This is a genomic window from Pseudoalteromonas rubra, assembly GCF_004212645.1.
Classification (GTDB): Bacteria; Pseudomonadota; Gammaproteobacteria; order Enterobacterales; family Alteromonadaceae; genus Pseudoalteromonas; species Pseudoalteromonas rubra_G.
The window spans coordinates 137,423-151,822 of sequence record NZ_PPUZ01000031.1 but is presented as its reverse complement, the minus strand read 5'-3'; the positions used below and the strand labels follow the sequence as shown (position 1 = coordinate 151,822).

The window sequence follows — 14,400 nt, the reverse complement described above, 5'->3', positions numbered from 1 at the left end:
CAAAAATCGTTTTTTCACTCTGGCCTTTTATGTAAAATAGCGGGGCTAAGAGAACACACCAAAGGAGCCGTGAGTGCCAAAGCTTTCTGCCATTACTGATAATCCGCACGAGAACAGATTTAATGAAAAAATCGGTGTTCTGGTTACTAACCTGGGCAGCCCTGACGCCCCAAACGCCCCTGCACTGAGAAACTACTTGCGAGAGTTTTTATCTGATCCTCGCATAGTAGAACTGCCAAGAGCACTTTGGTGGTTGATATTACACGGCGTCATCCTGAGAGTCAGACCCAGCCGCTCTGCAAAAGCGTATGCCAGTATCTGGACAGAGCAAGGCTCACCACTGGTGCAAATTACACAAGATCAGTGTAGTAAGCTCAGCGCTTTACTGAAAGAACAAAACTACGATAATGTCGAAGTCGTTATGGCAATGCGTTATGGTAATCCGTCTATCAAAAGCGGCCTTGAAGCGCTGCGCGCAAAAGGGATCACAAACATCGTTGTATTTCCGCTTTATCCGCAATACTCCAGCGCAACCACGGGCTCAACCTTTGACGCCATCGCAAATGTATTAAAAACGTGGCGCTGGGTGCCCAGCCTGAGCTTTATCAACGGTTATCACAAGCAACCAAGCTATATCACAGCTCTTGCAAACTCCGTGCAGGAGCACATCGACAAGCACGGCCTGCCAGAAAAACTATTGTTTTCTTACCACGGCACGCCAAAACGATTCCTGGACAACGGCGATCCGTATCATTGTTTTTGCCATCAAACAACCCGACTGGTTTGCGAGCAGCTCAAGCTAGACAAAGACACCGTAATGACCACATTCCAAAGTCGCTTTGGCCGTGAAGAATGGCTTCAGCCTTACACAGACGTCACTCTAAAAGAGTTGGCATCGAAGGGAGTTAAGGAAGTGGCTATCCTCAGTCCGGCGTTTAGCGCCGACTGCCTGGAAACGCTTGAAGAGTTAGAAGAAGAAAATCGCGACTACTTTATGGAAGCAGGCGGTGAAACTTACCACTATATTCCTGCCCTGAATGACAGAGACGATCACCTGCAAGCGTTATTAGACGTACTTAAACCGTACCTCAGATAACGCAAATTAAAAAAGGGGCCTTCTTTTACGGCCCCTTTGTAACTAGTGTTGTTGAGACGATTTACTTATGTATATCAGCTCATCATTAAATACCTGACCAGAATTAAACTCCTGTAACAGCCTCAAGCAGGCAGAGAGTGGTTGAGCGGGACTGTAATAAAAACCTTGTATATGATTACAACCAAGCTGTTCAAGCATGGCGAGCTGACTCTGAGACTCTACCCCTTCGGCAATCACTTTTATACCCAACTCCTCGGCTAAATTAAGCAAGCAGTTGATCATCACCTTTTTACTTCTGTCTGCCATCAGGCTGTCTACAAATGACTTATCGATTTTCAGATAGTCGACCTGGTTTTCGATCAAGTGGCTAAGCGATGAGTAGCCGGTGCAGAAATCATCCAGTGCAATTTTCACCCCCTGCTCTCTGAGCTTAGACAGTAACTCCCAGGTATAACGGTTCGTTGCCATGGACTCTGTTACTTCGAGCGTGACTTTTTCAAAGGGGACCTCAGCGTTGCTGATGGCTTGCGTTACCAGCTTAAACTGATCATTACTGGTTTTAAACTCATTCACCGAGCGATTGATTGAAATACTGACATCTTCATAGCCCTGCAAGTGCATCTCTTTCAGATCCTGACAGGCTTTTTCCAGTACAAACTGGCCGATCAGATGGATCAAGCCGAACTCTTCTGCAATGGGAATAAAGGTGCCTGGAGATATCATTCCCTGCTCATCGTCAAACCACCTGACAAGCGCCTCAAACTTCACTATTTTTCTGCGCTGTACGTCGACGATAGGTTGATAGTATACCGTCAACAGGTTGGCTTTAAGCGCCGCTTTGAGTTTGTCCTTGAGCTTGATTTTGTTCAGATAGGCATTTTGAATAGCCGCATTGTGCAAAGCGACATGGCCCCGGTGGGTTTTCTTAGCGCTCTCCAGCGCATGTGCCGCATTACGAATAAACTTAGCAGCAGTGATCCGCCCTCGGTTCTCAAGCTGCGCGATACCCGTGCTTGCGCTGAGCTCTACGGTTAACTCGTTAAAAACATAGGGCTGTTTGATTTTGTCACTAAGCTTTTTAGCCACCTGCAGGGCACTTTTTACATCCGTGTTATCCAGCAGGATGGCAAATTCGTCGCCCCCATAACGGGAGATAGTGTCTTTCTCTCTGATGCCATTTCGCAGTCTTTTTGCGACGGAAACCAGAACTTTGTCGCCTATTTCAGGTCCGTATATATCATTCACCTCTTTAAAGTGATCAAGACCGATAAACAACAAAGAGCATGGGGTATGCAAACTACGACTGGCCGATATTTTTTCTTCTACAATATCGATAAAACAGCGGCGGTTTAATAACGCGGTCAGAGGCTCATGATTTGCGTAAAACATGAGTTGCGCTTCATTGCGCTTCCACTCGGTAATGTCCCGGAATATGGCAACATAGTTGACGATTTCGCCTTGCTCGTCTTTTACCAGACTGAGTGTTAACTCTTCGGGGAAAATTTGCCCGTTCTTGCGGCGGTTGAATATCTCGCCTTTCCAGCAACCGGCGCTCATCAGGCTGTTCCACATTTGGTGATAAAAATCCCCGCTGTGTTGTCCTGATGACAGTACTGAGGGGTCACGCCCCATCAGCTCCTGACCGGAATAACCGGTTAGGCGTTCGAACGCTCTGTTGACCATAATGATCTTATTGTCACCATCGGTGATCATGATGGCTTCTGTGGCATGTTCAAACACCACATTGGTCAATTCAAGCTGTTTATTTAGCGAATAAATATAAGAGACGTCCTGTACAGTGGCACTGAAAACGCGCTCATCACGTTGCTCCTCGCACTGTTCAACCCGGCCGATGATTCGATAGAGGCCACGCAAATTGGTACGTTTTCTATGCGCGACATTAACATCGATATAGTCGAGGTGACCGGTACGCAGTTTCTGAATGATAACCCTGAGCCGTTTCTGATCCGCTTCAGTTAAACTATCAGTGAAATCATCCAGGGTGAGTGTTTCTTCGCGGTGCTGCAACAAACGACGCATTTCGTGGCTGAATACGTGTTTGTCCCGACTGATATTCCAAGTCCAGGAGCTTAATTTCGCGATCCGCTCACCTTTTGCCAGTTGTTTTACCAATATTTGTTGCGCCGCGATTTCGAGATTGTGATTCAGTTCAGCCCCGACAACCAAGCTTAGTTCACGGAACCAGTGGCGGTCCTCTTCACTGACGACAACTTTTTCGTCAAACAAGCAAACCATAATACCAATTGGTTTATGATCCAGTGCACGCAGTGTTACACCCAGATACCCGTCGATATCGAATATCTTGAGGATCTCATCTTCGGCGTACATCTGCTGCAAGTTACAACTGATGGAACATACGCCCTGGCTGGATTTGGCATCGTTACAAGGCGTGCCTTCTAAATCATAGATAATGTCATTGGATTTTTCACCATCTACTGAGTAGGCAACCGTTTTAACCCGGGTATCCGCATCGATAAATTTACCAATCAAACAATGAGCCGGTTTGAATTTCTCATAGATCAAATCGAGCGCCAGTTCATAGCGCGCCTCACTACTACACAGATTGTAAAAAGTACTGAATGAAAAAGTCATTGTTCGGCTAAGTTCTTATATTTTATTGTTTTCAATATCAACAGGTATTTTAACAAATTGCAATGATAGAATTAAAAGCAGTCTTATTCTCGATACAGATCAATAAACCGAACTTTATTCTGAGCACCGTCAATCCCTGCGCGACTTTCAGTAAGATGAGCTTATGTTTCTTCATCTTACCTGACCAATTATATGATAATATTCATATCACAACACAGTATCAGGTTCAAACACTCCTTAACAAAACAGAATAATGATTGCTAAAATTCTTCGCTAAACAGCATGCTGAGCAACATCATTGTTAGCGGCATATACCCGGTGCTTCGCCTGGCAAGTTTGATTACGACCCTTATTTTTGGCCTGATAAAGCGCTTGATCCGCCATCTTTAATGTCTCCTCAATGCTCTTGCTGTGAACAGGCCAACAGGCAATGCCAATTGACACCGTTACGGGTCTTGGGATCGGCATAGAATGTTCAAAAACCGCGATGCGTAACCGCTCTGCGATGCTATATGCCCGGTTGGCATCAACAAACGGCATAAAAATTAAAAACTCTTCCCCACCGCTGCGACAAACAAAATCATGACTTCGGGCATTTTTTTTCATCACACCGGCCAGGGCACATAACACCTCATCACCCACTCCATGACCAAACTCATCATTAATCGACTTAAAGTGATCAACATCCAATGCCATCACAGAGAACTGATATTGCATATTTTTGACATTATCCAGCCATAGCTGCATTGCCAGGCGGTTATTAAGTTTGGTAAGCGGATCCATTTTTCTGTCCTGCTCCAGTTCTTTGATTTCCTGACCCAGTAACTCAGAGCTATTCAGGATCGCAGACTTAAGATTCTCTGCCTCAAAATACCAGGCAGGAGTTTGATCAATACAGCGCAAATTACCCGGGCTTAATGAACTGACACTCTGTGCCAGCTGAGCAAGTGGCCTGGCTATGGCGAAACCAGCAATCAAGGTCGCCGCCAAAATGGCAAGCGCAAACGGCAACGTTGAATACAGTACATTAGTATGTGTTTGATTGAGCTCTGCCACAATACTGGTCAAAGCACGTTGACTGACGATCCCCCATCCGGTACTGCTCACCGGCGCAAATCCCGCCAACATATTATCGCCCAGACTATTCAATGTTTCTGTCGCACCAGATTGCCCGTTCAACACCGCATTAATCGCCACGTTATCTGCGATGTACTCACCAACGCGAGCGTTATCTTTGTGATATATCAGTCGTTTACTTTTATCTACCACATAAACATACGAATGATCCGACGCATGATGAGTACCCAGTAGCTGATTTAAAATGGTGTTGCCCTGCAAATAAATACCACCAGCAATGAAACCGAGGTAAGTGCCATCTGCGGCAAATACTGGGAAAGTGGGGCTGACCAGTAAATTTCCCGCAGGCGAGACAAAGGGATCGAGAATATGGGGTTGCTGAAGCTCTATTGGCAAAGATAGCGCAGGATCGAGTGTCAACCCTTTCAGTGCCAGACTCGAGGGCTGAGCTGAAATGATCTTGCGCTGCGCATCGATCACCACCAACGAATCAAAGCTGTTGGTTTGCGCCAATAAGCGTCCGAGTTCTGCGTCAATTGCCTGACTGTCGTCAAAGTGGTTTGCGATATGGCCAGCACTCACCCGCAACTGGCTGTTTAACGATTGCAAAAACAGCTCAGTGACCTCAGCGAGCTTTTCTGCATATGCCTGATTGGACGCAAGCGTGTCTTTAATAAATGCGCGTTCATGTACGCGATAACTCGCCATCAATGCGCTGTACACCGACAACACTATCCCGGCACTTACCAGTAATAATATCAGCTGTTTTAGGTCCAATTTCCAGCGACGGGTGATTTTCACGCTTCCCTCCCAATCTAAGCACAAACATAGCCACTTATTTCATTGTAAATAATTGCGAGATTGAGAACTTATTCTGGGTCAAATTCTCTGTGCCTAAAGTACTTACACAACACATTTGCAATAATTTGATTGACTTGAAGCAAGTGAGGATGAGGCAAAGGATGAGAAACATAGCCAAGAGCCACCCTTTTGAATTAGGTTAAAAAATAAAAAACATAAATTACTATCAAGTTTATGCACTGTACTTTATAATATGGTCGATATTTAACCAAATCAGTTTTACCGAAATGAAAAAGAAAGCCCGAATGAACCCACTTGTTACCCACTTTACGTTTGCCAGTATCATCCTGGCCATGTTGTGGATGTTTGTTCAGGATAAAGACACCCTGTTGACGGGCAGCGCCCTGGTGCTGGCTTACATTGTGTGTGCACTGGCCTATCGAATGATTGCAGCGCGAGAAGCATTCAAAAACGCCAGCAAGCATTCCCACAAAAAGCATTAATTTCTAACTCGATACAGATGCCTGGATAATACTTGGCCTCTGTATTGGAGTGTGCAATCATCGGGATACACCACTACAACAGGAACTTATAAATGTATCGTCGATTGCTGCCACTCCTTTTGCTACTGGGCGGCTGCGCCTCGCACCCGCCATCAGACTCAGTACAACTTTGCCAGAGCCTCGTTTACGCCTACCCGGAAATACGCGACAACGGAAGCGCTGAGCAATACGCCGATTTATTTACGGATAACGCCCGCTTTAGCGTTGATAAATTGAACATTGAGCTTGCCGGGAAATCGCAGATAGTGGCGCGCTTTAACAAAGCACGCAATAACACCAGAACGGTTCATATGATGACCTCCACGCGTCAATACCGGCAAAATGCAACCCTTGCAGCAGAATCTCATTTTATTCTGCTACTTAAGAGCAAGGCGCAGCCTGATACCACGAAAATTATCAACGGCCGTTATCTCGATACCTTTGATTACAACGAAACGCAATGTCGCTTTAGTAACCGGACTGTGCTGATTGATCGCATGGACACCCTGTAGCTCTAACAATTAACTTTGATTGCTGCGTTTATGCCAGCGCAGCATTTCTTTGTGATCCCGCGTTACAACCTGCCCTTTAGACTCCATTTCAGTTACTTCGTTAGCCAGTATTTCTTCTGCGGTTAATTCCAGTTTCATCAGCAAACCGCTTAATAGCGCCTTTTCGTCATCGGACAGGTGGGCAGTCAACTTTTCTTCTCGTTTGCGTATATGCGCCGTTACTTCCCGATAAACCTTTTCCCCTGCTTGCGTTAAAACCACAGGCTTACTTTTGCCAGACAGCTCGGTTGCACGCACCAGGTCCAGCTTTAGCAGCGCGTTCACCGCACGAGTCACTGAATAGGGGTCTAGTCGAGACTGATAACTCACTTCCGCAGCCGTAACTGGCCCATACGACCCAACGTTAAGTAACACGCGTAATTCCCGGGTGTTTAGCTCTGTCAGCGAGCGGATCACCGGGTCACGGTCCAGTGATAACAGGTTACTAACCACAGCAACCTGAAATGGTACGTGTTCTATCAGGTTTAGCGCGTCTTTGCCTTTATTTGTTACTGCCAGTGCCCGCTTTCTGTTGGCAATGGCTTTTTTCATATCATTGTCACTGGACAATTTGTACCTCTACACATATAGTTGTTGCATATGCAACATACAAAACATCAACAGGAACCAGTATGCCTTTAGTTAAGCCTTTGTCACAAGAACATGATCAGGAAGTCGCAGAACTTGCGAAGTTTTTTAATGAAACCCTGGGCTTTTGTCCAAATAGTGTGCTCACCATGCAAATTCGCCCGGCAATTGCCCGTGCCTTTATCAATTTGAACAAAGCCGTGATGGAAAATCATGGTCGAGTCACATCAGAATTAAAGCGACTGATTGGCTATATTACCAGTGCGAATACGGGATGCCGCTACTGTGAAGCACATACTATATTAGCAGCACAGCGCTACGGCGGCAGTGATGAAAGGCTCGCGAATATCTGGCAGTTCAGGGAAAGTGACGTATTTACAGCCGCTGAAAAAGCCGCATTTGAATTTGCGCTGGCCGCCTCCAGCGTGCCAAACGCCGTAGACGCCTCGATTGAAAGCGCCATGCAAGCGCACTGGGATGACGGGGAAATCGTAGAAATTCTTGGCGTGATAGCCCTGTTTGGTTATCTCAATCGCTGGAACGACTCTATGGCAACGACATTGGAGCCAGGCGCCATCGACGCCGGTGAAACACTGCTTAATGAGCGCTGGGAAACAGGCAAACATAGTAGTCAGCCTGCCAAATAAACCGAACATCCTTCAACCGATGGGCAAGCACCTACCTATGCTGCCCATTTTTCACCTCTTTTGCCTGTAAATTAGTTGAATAATTGGCTTGATCCAAATCAATCAGCACTATATATTAAAGTTTCAATAATTACTGAAACTTTAAAAATGCAGCTATCACCTAAAATCGAAAACTTCGTTCTCCATTGTGGAGAAATGGGAAGCCGCTGGGGCTTCAATCGCACCATTGGCCAAATGGTTGGCTTGCTGGTTATCAATGAGAAGCCGTTAACGGCCAATGAGATTGCTGAAGCACTCAAGATCTCACGAGGTAATGTCAGCATGGGGATCAAAGAGCTGCAATCATGGCAACTGGTTAAAGTTCATCATATTCCAGGTGACAGAAAAGAATACTATTCGCCAAATGGCAGTATCTGGGACCTGGCAAACCGCGTTTTTGAAGAACGCCGTAAACGTGAAATCGACCCCACCCTAACCTTGTTGCGCGACCAAATTCTCGACAGCGCGAATTCACCAGAAGAAAAATACGCGCAAGAGCAAATGCAATCTATCCACGACTTGCTGGAAACAGTGACCAAATGGTCTGCCGAACTGCAACGCTTAACACCCGAGCAATTGCAATCCCTGATGAAACTCGGATCGTCGGTCAGCAAGGTGATTGATTTGAAGGACAAGCTACTCAGAAAGTCCTAAAAGAGTGGCTTTTGAAAAGGATTTTTTCATTGTGCGCGGTTCGTGCCCGCGCACTGAGTCGTATCAGTTACCGTTTGCCTGACTCAGGCCCGGCTAGGCTGATATAATATGCGAGGTGCGTCATGCTTGATACCCTACTGTTGTCGCGTATTCAATTTGCGGCAAATATAAGCTTTCATATTCTTTTTCCTACCATCACCATTGCTTTGGCCTGGTTTCTGGTGTTCTTCAAATTCCGTTATGACCGAACCGGAGAAGCGGTTTGGCTTCGGGCCTATCGTTTTTGGGTAAAAATATTCGCCCTCACTTTTGCGCTTGGCGTCGTCAGTGGTATCACCATGTCTTTTCAGTTTGGCACCAACTGGCCCGGATTTATGGAGCGCATTGGTAACATAGCAGGTCCCTTACTTGGTTACGAAGTGCTAACCGCCTTTTTTATGGAAGCCACCTTTTTAGGCATTATGCTGTTTGGCATGAAACGTGTCAGTCCGCGCCTGCATACCTTTGCAACACTCATCGTTGCTATAGGCACTACTCTTTCGGCTTTTTGGATCTTGTCTCTAAACAGCTGGCTGCAAACCCCGACAGGCTACACCCTGGTAGATGGCGTGTTCTACCCCAAAGACTGGTTTGAGATCATCTTTAATCCGTCATTTGGTTATCGCTTTTTTCATATGTTGCTGGCAAGCGCCCTCACCGCATCTTTTCTGATGGCTGGAATAAGCGCGTATAGACTGCTTAAAGAGGATCATAAGCACGCCCCTAAACTAACCTTAAAAGTATCGCTGACGGTCGCAGCCCTGCTCGCGCCAATGCAGATGTTTGTCGGCGACCTGCACGGCCTGAACACCTTTGAGCACCAACCACAAAAAGTAGCCGCGATGGAAGGTGTCTGGGAAACCGAACAAGGTGCGCCTTTGTTACTCTTTGCCATACCGGATGAACAACAAAGAACCAATCACTTTGAAATCGCCATTCCCAAACTGGCTAGTCTGATCCTGACACACGAGGCAGAAGGCGAAATTAAGGGACTTAATGAGTTTAAGGGGGAACACCCGCCCGTTAAACCTGTGTTTTTTGGCTTTAGGATCATGGTAGGAATAGGCGTTCTGATGATACTCGTCGCCTTAGTGACCCGTTATACCTTATGGAAGCACTCGACTCTCCCAACCTGGCAACTTAAAGCTTTAGTAGTCATGACATTTTCAGGATGGATTGCCACGCTGGCAGGCTGGTATGTCACTGAAATTGGTCGCCAGCCGTTTATGGTCAGTGGTCTGGTTAAAATTGAGGAGCTGGTTACAAACGTCCCCAGTGAACACGTCTTGCTGACCTTGATTGGTTACCTGACTTTATATGCAGTTTTGCTGGCAGCTTACATCAAAACGCTGTTCTACACCGCGCGCAATGCCGTTCAAGTTGAAGAATATCAAACAACACCGGTTCAGGGAGGCCAATATGTTTAGCGCAGAATATCTTGCTTTGCTCTACAGTGCCCTGATGGCTCTGGCGATTATCGTTTACGCCGTACTGGACGGCTATGATCTGGGGGTCGGTATTTTGTTGCCGGGTAACAATAAACCCGCAGCGGATACCATGATTGCGTCAATTGGTCCTTTCTGGGATGCCAATGAAACCTGGCTGGTGCTGGCTGTAGGCCTTGCATTAATCGCGTTTCCTACCGCCCACTCGATTATCTTGCAGGCCCTCTATTTGCCCATCGCCTTTATGCTGCTGGGGTTAATTCTAAGAGGCGTCGCTTTTGATTTCCGTGCCAAAGCGAAAACCCGTTACCGGCAAACCTGGGATCGTTGTTTCAAGCTGGGCAGTCTGATCACCGCATTTACGCAGGGGTATATGCTGGGCCTGTATGTGATGTCTTTTGAACACAGCCTGGCGAGTCACCTGTTTGCTACGCTCAGTGGCGTCGGCGTGATTGCGGCTTACACCTTAATTGGAGCAGGCTGGTTGATCATGAAATGCGAAGGTGAGATACAAAGCGCTGCTATCCGCTGGTGTCGACTGAGTAACCTCATTGCTTTGCTGGGCGTACTGGCGGTTTCTGTGGTTAATCCGCTGATTAATGCTTACGTTCAGACACGCTGGTTTGGTACCGAGATAAGCCTGTTACTGCTGCCACTGCCATTAATCTGCATGGTGCTCTTCGTTATACAAGACAGAGTGCTGGTAAAACTCAATGACAACCCTAGCCATGGTTGCTGGTTACCTTTTGCCATCACAGTGATGATATTTTTATTGTGCTTCTTTGGCCTGGTATACAGCTTCTTTCCATATGTTGTGCCAGGTACGCTCACCATATTCGAGGCCCTTGCCGATCCGTCTGCCCTCACCTTTATGCTCTACGGTGTAGTGCTGGTGGTGCCGGCTATCATTGGCTACACGTTGTTTTCTTATCGGGTTTTCTGGGGAAAAACTCAGGACCTGAGCTACTACTGATTTTCACTTGCATTAGCCCAACCAAAAAGGCAGCTCGCACGCTGCCTTTTTTATTTTTTGTTATCTGAATGACTAGATTTTCGGGTAGCCTATGCGATCAGACAAATAACCTACACTGGTTGCGAAATAGTAGCTTCGGTTCCAGTTCATCAGCGCTTTGTAGTTGTTGTAAGCCAGATACATACGACCGTTCATGTCATCGGGCATGACTAAAGCAGCGCTAATATTTACCTTAGGTAAGTCAGTGCCATCAGTACGTCTTACACCCAGGTTTTGCCACTCTTCGAGTGAGCGCTCAGAATCACGCCAAAACTCCAGCCATTGCTTGTGGTTTTTCGAACCACGCTTGAGCACATACTGACTCGGGAAGTCCTCTGGCAATTTTACCTGGCGACCCCAGGTCAGGTTATCATTCCAGCCCACGCTTTTAAGGTAGTTTGCTATTGATGCCAATGCATCTTCTTTGCTGGTCCAGATATCCTTTTTACCGTCATTGTTATAGTCAACAGCATAAGAATTAAAAGAAGTTGGCATAAACTGGGACTGACCCATGGCGCCGGCCCACGAGCCCTTGAAGTTGTCGATATCGACGTGGCCATCTTTGAGAATATCCAAAGCTGCCCATAACTGGCGCTTATACAAAGCCTCACGACGACCATCAAATGCCAAGGTGACAAGTGAGCTGATCACAGGGTAGCCGCCCTGGACACGGCCAAAACTACTTTCAAGTCCCCATAAAGCAACAATAAAGCGGCCCTGTACGCCAAAGTCTTTGCTTATCTTATCCAGCAGCTCTTTATTTTCTTTGTAGAGCTTTCTTGCTCGCTGAACTTTCCAATCAGGTACGCGTTTAGGTAAATAAGTTTCCAGCGTCTCGACTATTTCTGGCTGGTTCTTATCCTGTTTAATCACTTTCTTTTTAAATTTAACCGTGCTGAACGCCTGGTCAATCAAAGCCTGTTCATAGCCTCTTTCGCGGGCTTCGGCTTTTAGCACTTCAACGTAGCTATCGAAGCGTGCCTGGTCATCTGCTTTTACGCTTTGCGACGCCAGACATAAAGATACTAATAATGCGGATAGTGTTTTAGTCACTTTTTACTCCGTTTTGTCTTTTTAATTCGTCCAGAAGATTTTCTTGTGGAGGCGGCAGCTGCAAATAAAACCCATCGTCGATTAATTTTTGCTTAACGTTACTTAAATCAGCAACCCCAAGTTTGGTGCGTTTTGCTAAATCCACAATGATTACAAATATTGGCGTACCAAAAGTAGCCATTAAAGGGTCAGGGACTTTGCTAAAATCGTCTCGTTTTTCAATAAAAAGATAGGTATCGGCTTTTTTACTACTTTTATATACTGCGGCTAGCATTATAACCCTATAAAATCTTGCTAATCTGAGAGCAGCACTATACCATGACCTATATACTATTTGGAAAGTTTTGCGACTCTCAAACGTACAGAGTACGGGGTCAGAACAATATTAATCAGAGTTCGCACTGGTATTGAGCGCTTATGTCTACACAGTCTTTTGAATTGAAGGGAAACCTGTTTACACTCTCAGTTTTACACCTCTTCGACGCCGACCTTGGCAATGTAAAGCAACAACTGAGTGATAAAATTTCCCAGGCTCCAAAGTTTTTTAAAGGGGCACCTATCGTCATCAATCTTGCCGACGTCCAGGAACAGAGTATTGTCCTTAGCGATTTAAAACGCATTCTTACAGAGCTGGCTTTAAACCCGGTTGGTATTTGCAACGGTACAGAACAGCACAATGCTGAGGCAAAAGAAATAGGCCTCTCCGTACTTAACTATACTAAAGACGTTAAACCTGTGACTCAGGAGAGTGCTGACACGCAAGTGGTGGAAAAAGAAGTCTATCTCGGCGCCCAGGTTATCAACAGCACTGTACGCTCTGGGCAACAAATTTACGCGAAGGACCGGGACCTCATTGTACTGGGCGCGGTCAGCCATGGTGCTGAGGTCATTGCCGATGGCAATATTCACATCTATGGCACGCTCAGAGGACGTGCTATCGCTGGTGCGCAAGGAAATCATGAGGCAAGTATTTACTGCCAAAAGCTGGAAGCAGAACTTGTTTCGGTTGGCGGCAGTTATTGGATCAGTGACTCTTTACAGGGAGAGCACTGGGGCAAAGCCTGCCAGATTTCACAAAATAACGAATCATTAGAATTAACAGCATTGGTCAAAGGATAATTCAGATGGCAAAGATTATTGTCGTAACTTCAGGTAAAGGTGGTGTAGGTAAAACCACATCAAGTGCAGCGATCGGCACAGGTCTGGCACTTAAAGGATACAAAACAGCCATTATCGACTTTGATATTGGCCTGCGTAACCTAGATCTCATCATGGGCTGCGAGCGTCGGGTAGTCTATGACTTTGTAAACGTCATAAATGGCGAAGCTAACCTTAATCAGGCACTTATCAAAGATAAGCGCGTAGAGAAGCTGTACATTCTGCCAGCATCACAAACTCGTGACAAAGATGCCCTGACTAAAGAAGGCGTTGAGCGCGTACTAAAAGACATGTCGGAGGACTTCGACTTCATTATCTGTGATTCGCCTGCTGGCATTGAGGCCGGTGCAATGATGGCCTTATATTTCGCTGACGAAGCGATTGTCACCACTAACCCGGAAGTGTCTTCTGTACGTGACTCGGATCGCATTTTGGGCATTTTACAAAGTAAGTCAAAACGCGCAGAAGATGGCCTTGAGCCAGTCAAAGAGCACCTGTTGCTTACCCGTTATAACCCGGAACGTGTTGAAAGCGGCGACATGCTATCGGTCGAAGATGTCCAGGAAATTTTGGCCATCGACTTGCTTGGCGTGATCCCTGAGTCTAAAGCGGTACTAAATGCATCTAACTCAGGACAACCCGTTATCCTGGATACAGAGTCGGATGCAGGCCAGGCATACAGCGATGCTATCAATCGTTTGTTGGGTGAAATCGTCGACTTCAGGTTTTTGAATGTTGAAAAGAAAGGACTGCTAAAGCGGATTTTTGGAGGTTAATGTGTCTTTACTTGATTATTTTCGATCCGAGAAAAAGTCCAGCGCATCGCTGGCTAAAGAGCGGCTACAAATAATCGTTGCCCATGAACGCTCCAAGCGTGGCACCCCCGATTATCTGCCTCAGTTAAAGCAGGATATACTGGAAGTGATCCGTAAGTATGTCAAAGTAGACTCTGACGCAGTCAATGTGCAGTTTGAGCAAAATGAAGATGATTTAGCGGTACTGGAGCTCAACGTGACGCTCCCGGATGACGAGCAAAAATAAAACAGCAATAAAAAAGCCGCACACTGTGCGGCTTTTTCATCTTA

15 protein-coding genes are annotated in these 14,400 nt (G+C 46.2%); 10 read left to right on the top strand and 5 right to left on the bottom strand.

The window, feature by feature from the left end; genetic code table 11:
* The first annotated feature begins 73 nt into the window (after nt 1-73).
* Entirely contained in the window at nt 74-1,096 is a 1,023-nt protein-coding gene (gene hemH, locus C3B51_RS11470; RefSeq protein ID WP_130245130.1) for a ferrochelatase, read from the top strand.
* A gap of 42 nt (nt 1,097-1,138) precedes the next feature.
* Here hemH and C3B51_RS11465 read toward each other — a convergent pair whose 3' ends face one another.
* Nucleotides 1,139-3,709, bottom strand: a complete 2,571-nt coding sequence (locus tag C3B51_RS11465; protein ID WP_130245129.1) for a putative bifunctional diguanylate cyclase/phosphodiesterase — start codon at nt 3,707-3,709, stop codon at nt 1,139-1,141.
* Nucleotides 3,710-3,982: 273 nt separating this feature from the next.
* Nucleotides 3,983-5,587: a sensor domain-containing diguanylate cyclase gene (locus C3B51_RS11460; RefSeq protein WP_130245128.1), complete on the bottom strand. Its 1,605-nt coding sequence runs from the start codon at nt 5,585-5,587 to the stop codon at nt 3,983-3,985.
* Between the two features lie 305 nt (nt 5,588-5,892).
* On the opposite strand from C3B51_RS11460, the gene C3B51_RS11455 reads away from it, so the two are divergent.
* Together C3B51_RS11455 and C3B51_RS11450 are read left to right on the top strand one after the other, a co-directional pair.
* Nucleotides 5,893-6,090: a hypothetical protein gene (locus C3B51_RS11455; protein ID WP_206074718.1), complete on the top strand. Its 198-nt coding sequence runs from the start codon at nt 5,893-5,895 to the stop codon at nt 6,088-6,090.
* A gap of 92 nt (nt 6,091-6,182) precedes the next feature.
* Nucleotides 6,183-6,641, top strand: coding sequence for a nuclear transport factor 2 family protein (locus tag C3B51_RS11450; protein ID WP_130245127.1), 459 nt, complete (start codon nt 6,183-6,185; stop codon nt 6,639-6,641).
* 9 nt (nt 6,642-6,650) lie between these two features.
* Here C3B51_RS11450 and C3B51_RS11445 read toward each other — a convergent pair whose 3' ends face one another.
* Nucleotides 6,651-7,232, bottom strand: coding sequence for a MarR family winged helix-turn-helix transcriptional regulator (locus tag C3B51_RS11445; RefSeq protein ID WP_240701892.1), 582 nt, complete (start codon nt 7,230-7,232; stop codon nt 6,651-6,653).
* An 80-nt stretch (nt 7,233-7,312) separates the two neighbouring features.
* Between C3B51_RS11445 and C3B51_RS11440 the strand changes: the two genes are divergently transcribed.
* The 4 genes from C3B51_RS11440 to C3B51_RS11425 all read left to right on the top strand — a co-directional run bounded on the left by C3B51_RS11440 (nt 7,313) and on the right by C3B51_RS11425 (nt 11,065).
* Entirely contained in the window at nt 7,313-7,915 is a 603-nt protein-coding gene (locus C3B51_RS11440) for a carboxymuconolactone decarboxylase family protein (protein ID WP_046005213.1), read from the top strand.
* A gap of 147 nt (nt 7,916-8,062) precedes the next feature.
* The gene (locus C3B51_RS11435; protein WP_046005214.1) at nt 8,063-8,608 is read left to right on the top strand and encodes a GbsR/MarR family transcriptional regulator; all 546 of its coding nucleotides are present in this window, start codon (nt 8,063-8,065) and stop codon (nt 8,606-8,608) included.
* Nucleotides 8,609-8,730: 122 nt separating this feature from the next.
* Entirely contained in the window at nt 8,731-10,074 is a 1,344-nt protein-coding gene (locus C3B51_RS11430) for a cytochrome ubiquinol oxidase subunit I (RefSeq protein ID WP_125718110.1), read from the top strand.
* On the top strand, nt 10,067-11,065 hold the full coding sequence (locus C3B51_RS11425; protein WP_130245125.1) for a cytochrome d ubiquinol oxidase subunit II: 999 nt from the start codon (nt 10,067-10,069) through the stop codon (nt 11,063-11,065). The genes C3B51_RS11430 and C3B51_RS11425 overlap by 8 nt, the downstream gene beginning before the upstream one ends.
* Before the next feature lie 72 nt (nt 11,066-11,137).
* On the opposite strand, the gene C3B51_RS11420 is transcribed toward C3B51_RS11425, so the two are convergent.
* Both C3B51_RS11420 and C3B51_RS11415 read right to left on the bottom strand, forming a co-directional pair.
* On the bottom strand, nt 11,138-12,157 hold the full coding sequence (locus C3B51_RS11420) for a lytic murein transglycosylase (RefSeq protein ID WP_130245124.1): 1,020 nt from the start codon (nt 12,155-12,157) through the stop codon (nt 11,138-11,140).
* On the bottom strand, nt 12,150-12,431 hold the full coding sequence (locus tag C3B51_RS11415; RefSeq protein WP_054016620.1) for a YcgL domain-containing protein: 282 nt from the start codon (nt 12,429-12,431) through the stop codon (nt 12,150-12,152). The genes C3B51_RS11420 and C3B51_RS11415 overlap by 8 nt, the downstream gene beginning before the upstream one ends.
* A gap of 143 nt (nt 12,432-12,574) precedes the next feature.
* Between C3B51_RS11415 and minC the strand changes: the two genes are divergently transcribed.
* Genes minC through minE form a run of 3 tightly spaced genes read left to right on the top strand, consistent with a single transcriptional unit; the run spans nt 12,575 to nt 14,356 of the window.
* Nucleotides 12,575-13,276, top strand: a complete 702-nt coding sequence (minC, locus tag C3B51_RS11410) for a septum site-determining protein MinC (RefSeq protein ID WP_046005219.1) — start codon at nt 12,575-12,577, stop codon at nt 13,274-13,276.
* Nucleotides 13,277-13,281: 5 nt separating this feature from the next.
* Complete coding sequence (gene minD, locus C3B51_RS11405) at nt 13,282-14,091, top strand: septum site-determining protein MinD (protein ID WP_046005220.1); 810 nt, start codon at nt 13,282-13,284, stop codon at nt 14,089-14,091.
* A 1-nt stretch (nt 14,092) separates the two neighbouring features.
* Nucleotides 14,093-14,356, top strand: coding sequence for a cell division topological specificity factor MinE (gene minE / locus C3B51_RS11400; RefSeq protein ID WP_010381216.1), 264 nt, complete (start codon nt 14,093-14,095; stop codon nt 14,354-14,356).
* Nucleotides 14,357-14,400 lie beyond the last annotated feature (44 nt).